The sequence below is a fragment of the uncultured Arcobacter sp. genome, from assembly GCF_937982575.1.
Lineage (GTDB): Bacteria > Campylobacterota > Campylobacteria > Campylobacterales > Arcobacteraceae > Arcobacter.
On record NZ_CALJLR010000012.1, the window covers coordinates 1 to 16,606 of the forward strand.

Sequence of the window (16,606 nt, forward strand, 5' to 3'; positions counted from 1 at the left end):
AAGATTTAGCTGCTTATGATGCTAAAGAAGTGGTTACTACTTCTGAAATGGGTGACATTATTGCAAATAATTTAAGAAAATAGTAATTAAACTATTTCTTATTTATAATTAAAATGTTAGAATTAAAAATAATAATTTTTTAAAGGTGTCTTAATGGGTGAAAAAAAATATAGATTAATCACAAGAAGTGATATGGATGGACTAGTGTGTGGTACACTATTGAGCTATCTTGATTTGATTGATGATATTCTTTTTGTTCACCCAAAAGATATGCAAGATGGACTTATAGAAGTATCATCCAATGATATAACTACAAATGTACCATATGTTGAAGGTGTACATTTAGCTTTTGATCATCACTTTAGTGAAACTTTAAGAAATGAAAAAAGAGATAACCATATTATAAATCCTGATGCTCCTAGTGCTGCACAAGTAGTATATGACTTTTATGGTGGTGATGAAGAGTTTCCTATGAGATTTATTGGTATGATGAATGGTGCCAACAAAGCTGATAGTGCAGATTTTACACAAGAAGATATTCTAGAGCCACGTGCATGGGCATTATTGAGTTTTATTATGGATTCAAGAACAGGTCTTGGAAGATTCAAAGATTTTGAAGTTTCAAATAAACAGTTAATGAGAAACTTAATTGACTATTGTGCTAAGCATAATATTGATGAAATTCTTGAAATAAAAGAGGTAAAAGAGAGAGTTGACCTTTACTTCAAATATGAAAAAGAGTTTCAAGAGCAACTTAAAAAGTGTACAAAAATTTATGGAAATGTAGTTGTAGTTGATTACAAAGATGAAGAGATAATTTATCCAGGAAATAGATTTTTAGTATATGCAATGTATCCAGAAGTAAATGTTTCTATTCATATAAGTTATACTTTTGATAGGGATAAATTGGTTTTTTCAACTGGTAAGTCAATTATAAATAAAACATCAAATACTAATATTGGTGAACTTATGCTTAAACATGGTGGTGGTGGTCACAAAGCTGCAGGTGGATGTCAAATCCCATTAGCCCAAGCTGACCAAGTATTAGAAGATATAATAGCAAAATTAAATCAAGATGGTTGATTTAATTTTTCATAAACTATTTTATAAAACTCAGTAATATCTGCTAAGGCCAAATCACTTTCTCTTTGTTTTTTACCCCACATAGGCTCAGGAAAATAAGAATCTTCCTTAAATCTTGCCATTATATGAAAATGTACATGGGGAACATAGTTTCCAAAAGATGCAATATTTATCTTCTCAGGGTTAAAATAACTTAACATCTCTTTTTCTATGATATCTAAAGCTCTTAAAATTTCTATTTTTGTTTCATTATTACATTGGGAAAACTCTTTTATATCTTTTTGAGTAAAGATTTTTAGCCAAGGAATTTCACTTTCTTCAATCTCTACTTTTATTAAACTATTTTCATAAATCATTTATATCCCTATATATTATTAAAATCAACCGTGATTTCATCCATCTGTTCTTCACTTAAATATTTGTTCGCATAATCAAGGTGTAAATTATTATCAACGAAAAATTTAACTATATCTCTATCTAAATGTTCATCTTTAACCATAAAAGATAAAATTCTAAGTGAAGTATTAAGTGAATTTGCTTTTTTATATGGTCTATCATTTGCAGTAAGGGCTTCAAATACATCAGCAACTGCAAGTATTTTATCTTCGATTGTCATAGGTAAATCAAGAATTTCAGGAGCTGAATAACCTCCACCTTTAACCATTTTATGATGAGACCCAGCAATAACAGGAACCCTTTTTAGTTTTTTAGGGAAAGGCATAGTCTCTAACATTTTATATGATACTGTAACATGATTATTTATTACATCTCTCTCTTCATTTGTTAATGTACCTTTTTTGATACATAGATTATATACTTCATTTTCACTTAGTAAGTTTGTCTCTTCCCCATCAATTGTAAGTTTCTCTTTTGCAATTTCTTTTATTCTTTCGATTTTATCATCTTCCATAAATTCACCACCAGTATTACAAGCAATAACAAAATCTAAATCTTCATTTAATGATACAACTTTATCTTCATATTTTTTAGTTAGTTCTTCTTTTTCTTTTAAAGATGTTGCTTTTGAACTATTTTTAAAATATTCCAATTCATAATCTTTTCTAACAATCTCAAACTTTGCTTTTACTGTATTTATTCTGTCATAGATAGTTTCAAGTTTTTTACCTTTATCTACTACATATTCTGGGATTACAATTTTACCAATATCATGAAGCCACGCAGCTCTACTCATCTGCTTTACTTCATCTTTATTAAAATTAATATGACTAAATACTGTTGTATCCTCATTTATAGCATTTGTGAGAGTCTCTGCAATTTCAGCTACTCTATTAATATGTCCACCTGTATACTCTGACTTTTCACCAATAGCAGTTGCAATTGACTTAATGAAAGAATCCAATAAGTTTTCTAATTCTGCAATTAATCTATTGTTTGTAATAGAAACAGCAGCTTGAGAAGCCATAGATTCAATAAGTTGCTTATCATCATTGGTAAATGTTATTGGATGTCCTTCAGAATCCATTTTATTTAATAGTTGTACTACTCCAATAACAGTATCTTCATGATTTTTCATAGGAATGACAAGCATTGACTTGGTTCTATATCCTGTTGATTTATCAAACTTTTTAGTACCTTCAAAGTTGAAATCTTTTGTTTCATAAACATCAGGTATATTAATCATTTTTCCCTCAAGTGCACAAAGTGCAGCAACCATTTGTTCATTTGGTTTTCCATCTTCTAGGTATAAAGGAAGTTCAGGCCAAGTAATTTTCCCCTCAGTTCCACCCATTTTTATACTTAGTGAATCAGTTTGCACAACTTGAAATCTTAATCTTTTTTCATCTTCAGTTACTAAATATAGTGTTCCTGCATCTGCATCTGAAAACTCTTTTGCTCCAAGAAGTATCTTTTCCATAAGAACATCAAAATTCTTTTCAGTAGTAAGAGACTTACCAATATCGATTAAGTTTTTTACCTCTTTTTTTCTAATATTTGATCTTTTAGTATTGTAGGCTAAATACTCATTTGATAAAGAAATCACATCTCCATCATCTAATATTTTACCTTCATTTAAAAGTAGCTTTTCATGGTGAATCTCTTCTCTTAATATTTTTTCATAGCTAGGTTTAATATGGTCAATATAAACTCTTACATCATCTCTTTTTAATTTTTTAAGTTCCTCTTTTAATAAAGCAGGAGTTAAATGTTTACTATCAAAAGCAAGCTTTTCAAACTTTGAAGGGAAAGAGACATCAATAATTACAGAGTGTATAGTCAAGTCTTTATTTATATTTTCCCAAATAGAGTCACATATATATGTATCTGAAGTAAAAAGAGTGGCGTTGTTATTTTTACTAATAATATAACCACAACTTGATTTTGTGTGGTTATTTTCTATTGGAGTTAATTTTGTATCATCTTCTAAGGTAATAGTTTCATTAAGTTTTATTGGGATTAACTCTATTGCTTTGAAATTTTGATATATTAAATCAATCTCACAAAAATCAGGCCAAATCTCCCAATTAAAAATATGTTTTTCCAAATCATTTATAGTCTTTTCTATACCATATATTTTTATTGGCTTTGTTCTTTTTTCAAAAAATGCATCAATTAAAAATGGAATATCATTTATATGGTCTAAATGAGAATGTGTTAAAAATATATTATCAACATATTGTGCATTTTCATCTAAACCCCTTAAAATGTTCCCTGCGTCAATAACTGTGTTTGGGTTTATCTGAATACAGGTGGTACTTGACTTAAGTCCTTTTCCACCATAGGCACCTAATATTTTAATTGAATTTTTCATTACTTTCATCATATTCTCCAATGTCGTTAAAAGATTATAGCAAATAATTTTTAAAATAATTTTCTTTTTGTGATTTATATACATAAGTAAGGGAAATTTAATTAATGAAGTCTTAAGTAAACTTTAAATATAATCCAATTCCATTTTTCAACCACAAAAGAGTTTTTTATAAAAATTTTGTGTTTTATAAAGAGTTGGTAGGAAGAGCGCAAGTGGACAGTATGAATTAATATAAGTGAAGCAGTTTACTTTTTATTCACGCTTCTTGCCTGTTGAAAGTGGATAATAAACACAAAGGAAAGCAACTATGAAAGTTAGAGCTTCGGTAAAAAAAATGTGTGACAAATGTAAAGTTGTCAAAAGAAGAGGGATCGTAAGAGTAATTTGCGAGAACAAAAAACACAAACAAAGACAAGGATAACCATGGCAAGAATTGCGGGTGTTGATTTACCAAACAAGAAAAGAATGGAATACGCATTAACGTATATTTTTGGAATTGGGTTGTATAACTCAAGATTAATCCTTGATGCTACTGGTATATCTTATGACAAAAGAGCTCATGAGTTAACAGAAGATGAAGCAGCAGCTATCAGACTAGAGATTCAAAAAAACTACCAAGTTGAAGGGGATCTTAGAAAAAAAGTAGCTATGGATATTAAAGCACTTATGGATTTAGGTTCATATAGAGGTTTAAGACATAGAAAAGGTTTACCATGTAGAGGGCAAAAGACTAAAACTAATGCTCGAACTAGAAAAGGTAAAAAAAGAACTGTTGGTGCAGCGTAAGGATAAACAATGGCAAAAAGAAAAGTAACTAGAAAAAAAGTAGTAAAAAAGAATATTGCTGATGGTATCGTTCATATTGCGGCATCATTCAATAATACAATGGTAACAATAACTGATAGAGCTGGAAATGCAATCGCATGGAGTTCTGCTGGAAACTTAGGTTTCAAAGGTAGTAAAAAATCTACTCCTTTTGCTGCTCAAGCTGCAGTTGAAGATGCAATGGCAAAAGCAATTGAACATGGTGTCAAAAATGTTGGTATCAAAATTCAAGGACCAGGTTCAGGAAGAGATACAGCTGTTAAAGCTGTAGGAGCTATGGAAGGCATTAGAGTTTCATGGTTAAAGGACGTTACACCGTTACCACATAATGGTTGTAGAGCTCCTAAGAGAAGAAGAGTGTAAGGAGTAGTACATGGCAAGATATAGAGGACCAGTAGAAAAAATCGAGAGAAGACTTGATGCAGACCTTGGATTAAAAGGTGAGAGAAGACTTAACGGAAAATCTGCGTTAGAAAAAAGACCATTCGCTCCTGGACAACACGGACAAAGAAGAACAAAAGTTTCTGAGTACGGTTTACAATTAAGAGAGAAACAAAAAGCTAAATTTATGTACGGTGTTTCTGAAAAACAATTCAGAAAATACTTTAAAGAAGCAGCAAGAAGAGAAGGTAATACAGGATCTAACTTAATTACTTTAATCGAACAAAGATTAGACAATGTTGTTTATAGAATGGGATTTGCTACAACTAGAGCAAATGCTAGACAATTTACAACTCATGGTCATATCTTAGTTGATGGGAAAAAAGTAGATATTCCTTCTTTCGTAGTAAAACCAGGGCAAAAAATTGAGATTAAAGAGAAATCTAAAACTAATCCTCAAGTTGTAAGAGCTTTAGAATTAACTAACCAAACAGGTATTGTTGAGTGGGTTGATGTTGATAAAGACAAAGCATTTGGTATTTTTACTAGAATTCCTACTAGAGAAGAAGTAGTTATTCCTGTTGAAGAAAGATTAATCGTAGAGTTATATTCTAAATAATAAATAAAGGTAGCAGAGTATGAAGAAATTTGCAGACACTCCATTTTTACCAACAGAAGTTGAGATCGAAGCTATAAGTGAAACTGAAGCTAAGATTTCTGCATATCCATTTGAAAGTGGTTTTGCAATTACATTAGCGCACCCTTTAAGAAGACTTCTTCTATCTAGCTCAGTTGGATACTCTCCAATTGCAGTTAAAATAGAAGGTGCAAGCCATGAGTTTGATTCTTTAAGAGGTATGTTAGAAGATATTGCTATTTTTATTATCAATCTTAAAAATATTAAATTTAAAATAGTAGGTGATGAAAGTCAAGTTGAAGTTGAATATTCTTTCAACGGACCAAAAGAAATTAAAGGTTCTGACTTAGTTAACTCTGATGTTGAAGTAGTGAGCCCAGAAGCTCACTTAGCTACAATCAATGCTGATTGTAACTTAACTTTTTCTGTAATTATTCAAAAAGGTATTGGTTATATGCCTTCTGAAGATATTAGAGATATGGTTGCTAGTGATTATATTCCACTTGACGCTTTCTTTACTCCTGTAAAAAAAGTTGTTTATGATATTGAAAAAATGCTAGTTGAGGATAATCCAAACTTTGAAAAAGCTGTATTTACAGTTCAAACAAATGGACAAATTACACCAATCAATGCTTTTAAAGAAGCGGTTTCTGTAATGTATTCTCAAATGTCAGTATTCAATAAAGTATTCGATTTATCAGAAGTAACAGTTAGTGATTCAACTGAAGAACCTGTAGAATTAAAAGATTTAATTGTTAAAATTGACGATTTAAATTTAAGTGCTAGAAGTTTTAACTCTCTTGATAGAGCAGGGTTAAAATACTTAGGTGAATTGGTACTTATGAGTGAAGTAGAAGTTAAGAATATTAAAAACTTAGGAAAAAAATCTTATGATGAGATTGCTGATAAATTAGCATCTTTAGGATTCCCTGTTGAAAATACACTTCCAGAAAATATTGCATCAGCTTTAAGAAGAAAGCTAGAGCAGTTTAAAGCATAAAAAAGGTAAATTATGAGACATAAGCACGGATATAGAAAGTTAAATAGAACTTCTTCTCATAGAAAAGCATTGTTAAAAAACATGGCAATAGCTTTAATAGAGAGAGAAAAAATCGAAACTACAGTTCCTAAAGCAAAAGAACTTAGTAGATATATTGAGAAATTAATTACAGTTTCAAGAGAAGCTGATTTAAATACTCATAGATTTGTATTTGCTTCATTACAAGATAAAGAAGCTACAAAAAAATTAATTAACGAAATTGCACCAAAATACGTAGGTAGAAACGGTGGATATACTTCAATAGTTAAAACAAGAATTAGAAGAGGTGATGCTACACCTATGGCATTCATTTCATTAGTATAATTACTAATATATATGTTTGTCTAAAAGGGAAGGAGAGCAAAGCTCTCCTTCCCTTTTTTTATATAAATATAATTAAAAATTATTTTTAGAATTTAATCAAATTTTTTGTATAATCACGATATTTTATAATGATTAGGAGTTATAATTGATAACATTGAAAGAAGCACTTTTATTAACAAGTGACGAAATAAAAAATATAAGAAACGAACTAACAGAAAAAATTAAAAATAATAACATTGGTGCTTATGTTGAACAACTAACTAATACAGATATAAATATTTCAGGTTCTGGCATACCAATAGCGATAAAAGACATTATAAATGTTAAAGATTGGAGTGTAACTTGCTGTAGTAATATTTTAAAAGGATATATAAGTCCTTATGATGCTACAGTAATTAAAAACTTAAGAGAAGCAGGATTGAGCCCTTTTGGTAGAGCAAATATGGATGAGTTTGCCATGGGAAGTTCAACTGATACTTCTTGTTATGGAAAAACTTTAAATCCTCACAATCATAGTAGAACAGCTGGTGGAAGCTCAGGTGGTAGTGCAGCTGCAGTTGCAGCTGGAATAGCTGTTGCAGCACTTGGAACAGATACGGGTGGATCAGTGCGACAACCAGCAGCATATTGTGGTGTTGTAGGTATGAAACCAACTTATGGAAGAGTTTCACGATATGGAATTACTGCATACTCTTCTTCCCTTGATCAATGTGGACCTATCACTCAAAATGTTGAAGATGCTGCAATATTATATGATATTATTTCAGGACATGATCCTATGGATTCAACATCTGCTGATGTTGAATATGAAGCAGTAGCTCCAAAACTTAACAGCGATAGAAAACTTACAATTGCAGTAATAGATAACTTTGTTTCACAAGCAAGTCCTGCTATACAAGAGGCTTTTGGTAAAGCTGTAAAAGTTTTAGAAGAGGCTGGACATAAGATAATTCATAAAAATATGTTAGATACTGATAAGATTCTTTCATCTTACTATATTGTTGCAACAGCAGAAGCAAGTGCAAACTTAGCTAGATTTGATGGTGTGCGATTTGGAAATAGACAAGGTGATGCAGGACTTAAAGATATGTATATCAAAACAAAATCACAAGGTTTTGGGGATGAAGTACAAAAGAGAATTATGCTTGGTTCTTTTGTTTTAAGTTCAGGGTATTATGATGCATATTATATAAAAGCACAAAAAGTTAGACATTTGATAAAAGATGAATATGAAGAGATTTTTAATGAAGCAGATTTAATATTATCTCCAGTTGCTCCAACAACTGCTCCTGAGTTTGGAAGTTTTAAAACTTCTTTAGAGATGTATTTAAGTGATATTTATACAATATCAGTAAACTTAGCAGGATTACCTGCAATTTCATTACCAGTTTGTAATGATGAGGATAATATGCCAGTTGGATTACAACTTATAGCAAAAGCATATGATGAACAGACACTATTTGATGGCGCTTTATCTTTAGAAAAAGCAGTAAATTATACGAAATAACAAAATATAGGATTATAAAATGAGAATTAAAACAAGAGCACTAACATTTGAAGATGTATTATTAGTACCAGCAAAATCAGAGATTTTACCAAAAGAGGTATGTATAAAAACAAAACTTACAAAAAAGATTGATTTAAATATTCCTTTTATAAGTGCTGCTATGGATACAGTTACAGAATATGAAGCTGCAATTGCCATGGCAAGACTTGGTGGTATAGGGATTATCCATAAAAATATGGATGTTGAAACTCAAACTTTACAGTGTAAAAAAGTTAAAAAAAGTGAATCAGGTATGATAATTGATCCTATTACAATTAAACCTGATCAAACAATCCAAGATGCAGAAGATATTATGGCTTCATATAAAATCTCAGGTGTTCCTGTTGTTGATGATGCTGGTATCTTAGTTGGTATTTTAACAAATAGAGATATGAGATTTACAAAAGACTTTACACAAAAAGCAGTTGACAAAATGACAAAGATGCCATTAATCACAGCAAAAGAAGGTACTACTTTAGATGAAGCTGCTGATATTATGCATGCAAGTAAAATTGAAAAATTACCTATTGTAGATAATAACAATAAATTAATAGGTCTAATCACAATCAAAGATATCAACAAAAAAAGAGAACATCCAAATGCTTGTAAAGATGAATTTGGAAGACTTAGAGTTGGAGCGGCGATTGGTGTTGGTCAATTAGATAGAGCAAGAGCACTAGTAGCTGTTGGTGTTGATGTATTAGTACTTGATTCTGCACATGGTCACTCAAAAGGTATCTTAGATACAGTAAAAGCAATTAAAGCAGAGATGGATGTTCAAATTATCGCTGGTAATGTTGCAACAGCAGAAGCAACAGCTGATTTAATAGCGTGTGGAGCAGATGCTGTAAAAGTTGGAATTGGACCTGGAAGTATTTGTACAACTAGAATCGTTGCAGGTGTTGGGGTACCTCAAATTACTGCTATTGATGAGTGTGCAGCAGAAGGTGCAAAAACTGGAATCCCAATTATCGCTGATGGTGGTATTAGATACTCAGGAGATGTTGCAAAAGCTTTAGCAGTAGGTGCTAGTTGTGTAATGATGGGAAGTGCATTGGCTGGAACAGAAGAGAGTCCAGGTGAAGTAGTACTAAGTCAAGGTAGAAAATTTAAAACATACAGAGGTATGGGTTCAATTGGAGCTATGACAAAAGGAAGTACTGATAGATATTTCCAAGAAGGAACAGCAGCTGATAAACTAGTACCTGAAGGTATTGAAGGTATGGTTCCATATAGAGGAAGCATAGGTGATATTATTCATCAAATGGTAGGAGGACTACGAAGTTCTATGGGATATTTAGGAAGTGAAAGTATTCCAGTATTTCAAGAAAAAGCAGAATTTGTAGAGATTACATCAGCAGGGCTTAAAGAGTCTCATGTGCATGATGTGACTATTACGAATGAATCGCCTAACTACCACATCTAAAAAAAGAAAAGTGATGTTCTAAACATCATCTTTTCGCCTTACTCTGCGTTGAATTGAAAATTTTAATGCTCACGTACTTGTGTGTACGCTCCGCTTAAAATTTTCACTTCGCCTTGATTAAAACTAAAATCTAATATTTATAACATCACTTTTTTAATTCTTTTTTGATACAATTTTGAATTTATTACTAAAAGGGTTATGATGAAAAGTTTTAAAATATGTGTTTTAATATCAATAGTAATGCTATTTATATCGGGTTGTGCTAGTAGTAAAAGTGAATTTGCACTTATTGATAAGTCAAAAATGACAAATGAAGCATTAATCATAGGTAGTTTTAGCAGAAACTTGGGTAATAATTATATACATAAAACTAGTTTTGATATTGTTACACTAAATCATGATTTTGTTAAACGAGTATTTGATGCTGCAGGTGAAACTCTAAGTTTAGCAAATAATCCATATTCTTTTGAAAATGATTTCGTATATGAAACTTCTCAAGGTTCTATATTCTCAACAATGATTCCAGAAGGGACTTATTACATTACAAATTATCTTGCAGGAAAAGGTTCAGGTGGATTTATAGGTAATTATGAGCAAAAAGTTTCAGTAAAAGCAGGAGATATTGTATATATTGGAGATATTAAATTTGAGCCAATATTAAGAACACATCCTTTATATGATAATAAAAAAAATATTGTTAGTACTAATTGTATTATTTCAAATCAATTAGATAGGGATTTTAATTATTTTAAGAATAAATATAAAATTGATTCATTTAAAAAAGAAAATATAAAAGTTTTAGTTGAAGAAAAAAAGTTTAATTTAGGAGCTTTTCAAACTAATGGAAGTCCATTTATTATTTTTGTACCTACACTTTAGTATTGAATTAAAAAGGATAATTTGGGGTCAGACCCCCCCCAAATAAGTCCACACCCGTACATAAGTTTGACCATAAGTTGATAGATGCCTTTCATATTAAGAATGATACTTTTTACTTCCTCTATAGTTAGAACAACTGGAATATGTTTTCTCTCTTTAGCTCTTAAAGCTTGTATATTTTCATTTTTTAATGATATATTTAAAACTTGTTCGTATAAAAATAATATTGCCTTAAATGCTTGGTTCTGTGTTGTTGGAGATACATTTAACTTCGTAGCAAGATGGGTAAGAAACTGTTCGATTTCTAATTTCCCCATATCTTTTGGATGTCGTTTATTATGAAATAATATATATTTCTTTGCCCAATAAATATATACATTTTCTGTTTTTATACTATAATGCTTCACTCTTATTTTATCCCTCATTATATCAAGTAACTTTTTACCCATAATAACTCCTATATTATAAAAAATGTTATTTAAAGTTGGATTTTTTACTTTTAACATACATTATGTATATTAAAGTTCTAAATATCGATATAAAATTACATAAAAATTATAACTAAAACAATAATATTCTTAAAAAAGTATTGCATTTTGTAATATTTATTTATAAACATACTAAAATATGCTCTTTATATCAATATATACTAAACTAGTGGATTTAAGTACTTTATTTATATAATGTACATTCAATAAATAGTTATGTGCTGTCCTAAAATCAAACCTAGGTGTCAATCTTGAAAGACGAAAGAAAAAAAGCTTTTTGCCATCACTGCGATGGTGATACAAATCAGGAAATTGTTTTCAAAGAGACAGAGTTCGATACTCAAGAGGTCTTCTTCGAAAGCCTAAAAGGCGAACCTAGGTGGGTTGTAGAACAACGTGAGTGGGAGATCACAAAATGCTTAGGGTGTGACTATTTGAACCTTGATATTGAAACTATTCACGTTGGAAACAAAAACACCGGGACCCAGAAAATCCCTGGAGGCTCTATTCGGAAAGTACCATCTTGGATATTTGGCCTCGATAGAAAGTACATTGAAATACTTGCGGAAGTCTACTCGGCTTTTAATAGAGGCCTATTTCGGTTGACCCTAATGGGCTTTAGAACTGTTATTGACATGTACTTAGTAGAGAAAGTAGGAGATAAAGGAAGCTTTGTTTCTAAACTAAAGGCTTTGGAACAACAGGGCCTGATTAGCTCAACTCAAAAGAAACTGCTTGACGTGGCAGTAGATGCCGGAAATGCATCCTCGCACCGCGGATACAGCCCATCTGAACAAACACTTCAATCGATTGCGGACATAATTGAACATCTGTTAAATGCAACAATATTAGAAAAAAGGATTGAGGAAATATCTAGTGCCACACCCCCTCGACCAAAAAGCACATAACAAGGCGCTCAAGCAAGGACGCGCTAACGCGCGCCGCTTAGCTAAGCGTTAGATTAACAGAAGTAGAAGGATAAAGATGGATTGTACATCATGCCAATATTATAGAGATTTAACTTTTTTCAATTTGGGCTTGAGATGTATGAACAAAATAAATAGTCCAAAATCGGGTGATTTTATGGTAATAAAGGATTCATACTTTTGTGAGCACTATGTTGAATTCCAAGACAATCAATTTGAATGGGATGAAAACAAAAACCAAAAGAATATAGAGAAACATGGAATTTCATTTAATCGAATTTACGATTTGTTTGCAGATCAACATATGGTTCAACAGGTCGAGCAACCTAACAAATGGGAAGATCTGAGTAATCTAGATGAAAGTGTTGAAAGGAATGAAGGTAATCTTGATCCTATTAGAGCAAAACTAACTGGGTCAATAGATGGAAAAATCTATACTGCCATTTATACATTCAGAGATGAAGTTGGGAAAATGCGATATCGGATTATTTCATTACGAAGAGCTCAAAAAAAAGAAATTCAATTTTACAATAACTGTAAACCATGAAATTAAAAAAATCTAACAAATCAGAGGAGCTAATAAATTACCCTGCGGGAAATTTATTAGCTCATTTTAAACGTTATGTCAAAGGAAATATTAATACATGAGTAATATATACCTATATGCAGATGAGTCTGGAAATACTGGTACAAATTTATTTGATAATAGCCAACCTTATTTTTATATGGCTACTTTATTTTCACCAATTGATATTGATAAAAATGAACAATTTAAAAATGATTTCATGAATATTTTAAATAATGAAAATGAATTACATTTTAATGATTTAGATAAAAATAATTTAACTATAATTTCAGAACAAATACTTCAACTTTTTGAGCATTATAATATCACTAGCCTTTTGACAATTATTGAAAAAAAATATTTACCAAAAATTCATTTTTTTAATACTTTTTTTGACTCTGGACTAAACCCTAAAGTTCCGTCAAATATGTATCAACAAAGAATGCATAGATTTATTGCCTTAGCCATAGTTTTAGAAGATTTTACAGATAGTGATGCTAAAACTTTTTATTCATTAATAGAAGATGAAGATTATATTGAAATATCAAATTTTATCAATAAAATACAAAAAAAAGTAATTCAAAATGAATCAGAAGAGTTAACTAATATATTGAATCCAATTTTTGAATTTGCTAAACAAAAACCTCAAGAGTGTTTATCCAACTTTAATAAAAAAGAATTATTACCTAATTTTTTTGTCTTGCCACTAATTATGGAGCATACTATTAAAACATATCCAAATAAGAAAGCAATATTTAAACATGATTACAATAGTAAAATCTTCAAAGGAATGAATCATATCATAGATATAGCTTGTAACTATAAGATGAATGATGATGCTTTTGGTAGCTTTGCTCATATGACAAAAAACAATATATTTTCAAATGGTATTCAGTTTATTGATTCAAAAAACAGTCTTGGAATACAATTGTCAGACTTTGTAGTTTCATTTGCTAAAGCACATCATGAAGATAAAATTGATACTTTTTCTTGTACTAAAATGTGTGAATATATAGAACAAACAAGTATGAATGGAGTAGGTCAAGACTTTACTAATGGAGAATTAAAAAGCTATGAGCAACATATAAAATGACATAACAAAACCTCGTAACCAATAAATGACCTAGCGGTCATTTATTGGCTAGAGTCAACCGTTATCTAAAAGGAAAAATTACCATGAGTTTAATTACTGAAATTATTTTAATGGATACTTACGAAAAGATGCATATTAATTTACATGATTTTCTTTCAGATGAAGCTGATTGGAATGATGAATTTTGGATTTTTGAAGAAAGTAAGTTGGCTCATATATCTAATGAATTAAATAAAATTTTCAATTATTCAAAAAATGGAATAACATTTACTTCAATATGGAATGGAGATTATATAAAATCTGAACAAGAAGTTTCGATAAAACAATTTATAGATATTATTAAAAATAATAAAATTGGTACGCACATCAAATATATTATTAGATAACAAAACGCAGGAACCAATATTTGACCCAAGGGCGGGTCAAATATTGCTCTCCTTAACCGTTATCAAAAAAATAAACTTGACATCTCTCTCTAATTACAATAAAATACATTGTATATATAAAAAGGTGATCAATAGTGATTAAAAATAAAAGCATACGATATAGTCTTGAAAAAAACGAACTCTTAAAAGAACAAAGAGATATAAGTTTTGAAGATGTGGTATTGGCACTTGAAAGTGGTAATTTGTTGGATGATATTGAGCATCCAAATAAAGAAAAATATCCTAATCAAAATATCTTTATTCTTTTGATTGAAATAAAAAATTATGTTTATTTAGTCCCGTATGTTGAAGATGATACTTCGATATTTTTAAAAACAATTATTCCTTCAAGACAAATGAACAAGAAATATAATAAAGGAGTCTCAAAATGACTAATTTAGATGAATATGAACAAGACATTTTACAAAGTGTTGAAAATGGTGAATGGGAAAGTAAAAAAAATATTGATAAAAGATTATTAGAACTACAGTCTTATGTAAAACACCAAAAGAAAAAAGCTATATCTATAAGAGTTAATGAAAATGATATTTATGAACTTAAGAAGAAAGCTTTAGAAAATGGTGTACCTTACCAAAACCTTATCCAAGTTTTAATACATCAATTTGCATCAAATAAAATACATTTAAATATGTAGATATAATAACAAAATCCGGGGACAGAATACCTATTAATAAAAAAATTATACTCTTCCCAGATTTAATTTTTATGGTTGTTATCATAAAATTTACACCTCTTGAGAAAGCGTACGATATTAAGTACAATATTGAAAATTAACTATTAAGGACAGATATGACAAGAACTATGTCAGTAAGTCAAGTTAGAGCAGATATATATAATGTGATGGATGAAACGGCACAAACACATGAACCGATACTTATAACAGGGAAAAGAAATAATGTGGTTATGCTTTCCCAAGAAGATTGGAATGCTATAGAGGAGACATTGTATTTAAATAATATACCAAATATGGTATCTTCGATACAAGACTCGATGAATGAACCAGATAGTGAGTTTAGTGAAGAAATTGAATGGTAAAATATAAAATACTCTATAGTAAACTAGCATTAAAAGATGCTAAAAAACTATCGAGTGCTAACTTAAGCCCAAATGCTAAAGAGTTAATTGAGATTATTAGAAAAAATCCATTTCAAAATCCACCCCCTTATGGTGTAACCCCGCAGGCACGAGGACAAAAACTAGTTGGTAATTTAAGTGGTACATATTCTAGAAGAATAAATATTCAACATAGACTGGTTTATGAAGTAAAAGAAACTGACAAGGTAGTAAGAATCCATAGAATGTGGTCACATTATGGAGAATAAATTACAATTACATCCCAGGGGTTGAATCTCCACTTCTTGGGTAATTGCTGATTCTTAAAATATAATACTCTAAGTTATTCCCAATACTTTATTCAAACTCTTCATTGGCTTTTAGCTTACTTTTTTACAATATGTTATAATAGACCTATAAGTTTATTAATTCATTATCTATTTATTTTTAAGGATTTTATGATGGATATTTTTTCTAGTATTTTTTTAGCTTTGATAGTTTATCTTTTAGGAATTGCAAGTCCAGGTCCTAGTAATTTAGCCATAGCTCATACCTCAATTTACTCTGGTAGAAAAGCAGGTGTTTTTTTAGCTTTGGGAATAACTACAGGGTCATTTTTTTGGGGATTTTTAGCGACAAGTGGATTACAACCTATTTTAAATGAGTATGCAAATTTTCTTTATATATTAAAGATTTTAGGTGGAGTTTACTTCTTATATTTGGCATATAAGTCTTTTAAGTTTTCATTTGATGTAAACAATAAGAAGACTGATTTTACATTAAAAGCTGGGTCTAATATTAGTTATTTTTTATCTGGCTTATTAATGCATCTATTAAACCCAAAAGCTATTGCAGTATGGATTGCAATTATTGCAATCGCTTTACCAAATAATGCTCAAAACACTTCTATATTTTTACCAGTTATTGTATGCCTTCCTTTTGGTATTTTAGTTTTTGTAGGATATGCCTTTATATTTTCAAGTAAATCTGTAGTACATAAGTATTTTGATTTTAAAAAATATATTGATAGAATAGTTGGAACTATTTTTGCTGCTGTTGGGTTAAAGCTAATTTTTGGAAGTGAAAAGTAAGACTATCATTATTAACAAAGATAAGTTGTTAGTG

22 protein-coding genes are annotated in these 16,606 nt (G+C 30.1%); 19 read left to right on the plus strand and 3 right to left on the minus strand.

Annotation, left to right across the window (positions count from 1 at the left end):
* Positions 1 to 153 precede the first annotated feature (153 nt).
* Positions 154 to 1,083, plus strand: coding sequence for an exopolyphosphatase (locus tag Q0617_RS09080; RefSeq protein ID WP_298752681.1), 930 nt, complete (start codon positions 154 to 156; stop codon positions 1,081 to 1,083).
* On the opposite strand, the gene Q0617_RS09085 is transcribed toward Q0617_RS09080, so the two are convergent.
* Positions 1,071 to 1,439, minus strand: coding sequence for an HIT family protein (locus Q0617_RS09085; RefSeq protein WP_298752683.1), 369 nt, complete (start codon positions 1,437 to 1,439; stop codon positions 1,071 to 1,073). The genes Q0617_RS09080 and Q0617_RS09085 overlap by 13 nt on opposite strands.
* 8 nt (positions 1,440 to 1,447) lie before the next feature.
* Positions 1,448 to 3,853, minus strand: a complete 2,406-nt coding sequence (locus tag Q0617_RS09090) for an HD domain-containing phosphohydrolase (RefSeq protein WP_298752685.1) — start codon at positions 3,851 to 3,853, stop codon at positions 1,448 to 1,450.
* Positions 3,854 to 4,160: 307 nt separating this feature from the next.
* Here Q0617_RS09090 and rpmJ point away from each other — a divergent pair, with 307 nt between their 5' ends.
* The 9 genes from rpmJ (at position 4,161) to Q0617_RS09135 (ending at position 10,910) form a co-directional block, all read left to right on the plus strand.
* Positions 4,161 to 4,274, plus strand: coding sequence for a 50S ribosomal protein L36 (rpmJ, locus tag Q0617_RS09095; protein ID WP_041660148.1), 114 nt, complete (start codon positions 4,161 to 4,163; stop codon positions 4,272 to 4,274).
* Between the two features lie 2 nt (positions 4,275 to 4,276).
* Entirely contained in the window at positions 4,277 to 4,639 is a 363-nt protein-coding gene (rpsM, locus tag Q0617_RS09100; RefSeq protein ID WP_298752691.1) for a 30S ribosomal protein S13, read from the plus strand.
* Positions 4,640 to 4,648: 9 nt separating this feature from the next.
* Positions 4,649 to 5,041, plus strand: a complete 393-nt coding sequence (rpsK, locus tag Q0617_RS09105) for a 30S ribosomal protein S11 (protein WP_013135229.1) — start codon at positions 4,649 to 4,651, stop codon at positions 5,039 to 5,041.
* 10 nt (positions 5,042 to 5,051) lie between these two features.
* The gene (gene rpsD / locus Q0617_RS09110) at positions 5,052 to 5,678 is read left to right on the plus strand and encodes a 30S ribosomal protein S4 (protein ID WP_298752701.1); all 627 of its coding nucleotides are present in this window, start codon (positions 5,052 to 5,054) and stop codon (positions 5,676 to 5,678) included.
* Positions 5,679 to 5,697: 19 nt separating this feature from the next.
* Positions 5,698 to 6,696, plus strand: a complete 999-nt coding sequence (locus Q0617_RS09115) for a DNA-directed RNA polymerase subunit alpha (RefSeq protein ID WP_298752703.1) — start codon at positions 5,698 to 5,700, stop codon at positions 6,694 to 6,696.
* A gap of 12 nt (positions 6,697 to 6,708) precedes the next feature.
* Complete coding sequence (gene rplQ / locus Q0617_RS09120; RefSeq protein WP_298752705.1) at positions 6,709 to 7,059, plus strand: 50S ribosomal protein L17; 351 nt, start codon at positions 6,709 to 6,711, stop codon at positions 7,057 to 7,059.
* A 145-nt stretch (positions 7,060 to 7,204) separates the two neighbouring features.
* Positions 7,205 to 8,566 carry an Asp-tRNA(Asn)/Glu-tRNA(Gln) amidotransferase subunit GatA gene (gene gatA, locus Q0617_RS09125; protein WP_298752707.1) on the plus strand — a complete coding sequence of 454 codons (1,362 nt, stop codon included), beginning with the start codon at positions 7,205 to 7,207 and terminating at the stop codon, positions 8,564 to 8,566.
* 19 nt (positions 8,567 to 8,585) lie between these two features.
* Positions 8,586 to 10,031 carry an IMP dehydrogenase gene (gene guaB, locus Q0617_RS09130; protein WP_298752708.1) on the plus strand — a complete coding sequence of 482 codons (1,446 nt, stop codon included), beginning with the start codon at positions 8,586 to 8,588 and terminating at the stop codon, positions 10,029 to 10,031.
* A gap of 201 nt (positions 10,032 to 10,232) precedes the next feature.
* The gene (locus Q0617_RS09135) at positions 10,233 to 10,910 is read left to right on the plus strand and encodes a hypothetical protein (RefSeq protein WP_298752710.1); all 678 of its coding nucleotides are present in this window, start codon (positions 10,233 to 10,235) and stop codon (positions 10,908 to 10,910) included.
* On the opposite strand, the gene Q0617_RS09140 is transcribed toward Q0617_RS09135, so the two are convergent.
* Positions 10,907 to 11,359 carry a phage integrase N-terminal SAM-like domain-containing protein gene (locus tag Q0617_RS09140; protein ID WP_298752712.1) on the minus strand — a complete coding sequence of 151 codons (453 nt, stop codon included), beginning with the start codon at positions 11,357 to 11,359 and terminating at the stop codon, positions 10,907 to 10,909. The two genes, Q0617_RS09135 and Q0617_RS09140, sit on opposite strands and share 4 nt — an antisense overlap.
* A gap of 290 nt (positions 11,360 to 11,649) precedes the next feature.
* Here Q0617_RS09140 and Q0617_RS09145 point away from each other — a divergent pair, with 290 nt between their 5' ends.
* The 9 genes from Q0617_RS09145 (at position 11,650) to Q0617_RS09185 (ending at position 16,572) form a co-directional block, all read left to right on the plus strand.
* Positions 11,650 to 12,306, plus strand: coding sequence for a DUF4145 domain-containing protein (locus Q0617_RS09145; protein ID WP_298752713.1), 657 nt, complete (start codon positions 11,650 to 11,652; stop codon positions 12,304 to 12,306).
* Between the two features lie 76 nt (positions 12,307 to 12,382).
* Entirely contained in the window at positions 12,383 to 12,871 is a 489-nt protein-coding gene (locus Q0617_RS09150) for a BrnT family toxin (protein ID WP_298752715.1), read from the plus strand.
* 97 nt (positions 12,872 to 12,968) lie between these two features.
* Entirely contained in the window at positions 12,969 to 13,982 is a 1,014-nt protein-coding gene (locus Q0617_RS09155) for a DUF3800 domain-containing protein (RefSeq protein WP_298752717.1), read from the plus strand.
* 83 nt (positions 13,983 to 14,065) lie between these two features.
* Positions 14,066 to 14,368: a hypothetical protein gene (locus Q0617_RS09160; protein WP_298752718.1), complete on the plus strand. Its 303-nt coding sequence runs from the start codon at positions 14,066 to 14,068 to the stop codon at positions 14,366 to 14,368.
* A 134-nt stretch (positions 14,369 to 14,502) separates the two neighbouring features.
* The gene (locus Q0617_RS09165; protein WP_298752719.1) at positions 14,503 to 14,799 is read left to right on the plus strand and encodes a toxin; all 297 of its coding nucleotides are present in this window, start codon (positions 14,503 to 14,505) and stop codon (positions 14,797 to 14,799) included.
* On the plus strand, positions 14,796 to 15,062 hold the full coding sequence (locus Q0617_RS09170) for a hypothetical protein (RefSeq protein ID WP_298752721.1): 267 nt from the start codon (positions 14,796 to 14,798) through the stop codon (positions 15,060 to 15,062). The genes Q0617_RS09165 and Q0617_RS09170 overlap by 4 nt, the downstream gene beginning before the upstream one ends.
* A gap of 155 nt (positions 15,063 to 15,217) precedes the next feature.
* Complete coding sequence (locus Q0617_RS09175) at positions 15,218 to 15,463, plus strand: type II toxin-antitoxin system Phd/YefM family antitoxin (RefSeq protein WP_298752723.1); 246 nt, start codon at positions 15,218 to 15,220, stop codon at positions 15,461 to 15,463.
* Complete coding sequence (locus Q0617_RS09180) at positions 15,457 to 15,750, plus strand: Txe/YoeB family addiction module toxin (protein ID WP_298752724.1); 294 nt, start codon at positions 15,457 to 15,459, stop codon at positions 15,748 to 15,750. The genes Q0617_RS09175 and Q0617_RS09180 overlap by 7 nt, the downstream gene beginning before the upstream one ends.
* A 192-nt stretch (positions 15,751 to 15,942) precedes the next feature.
* Complete coding sequence (locus tag Q0617_RS09185) at positions 15,943 to 16,572, plus strand: LysE family translocator (protein WP_298752726.1); 630 nt, start codon at positions 15,943 to 15,945, stop codon at positions 16,570 to 16,572.
* The last annotated feature ends 34 nt before the right edge of the window (positions 16,573 to 16,606 follow it).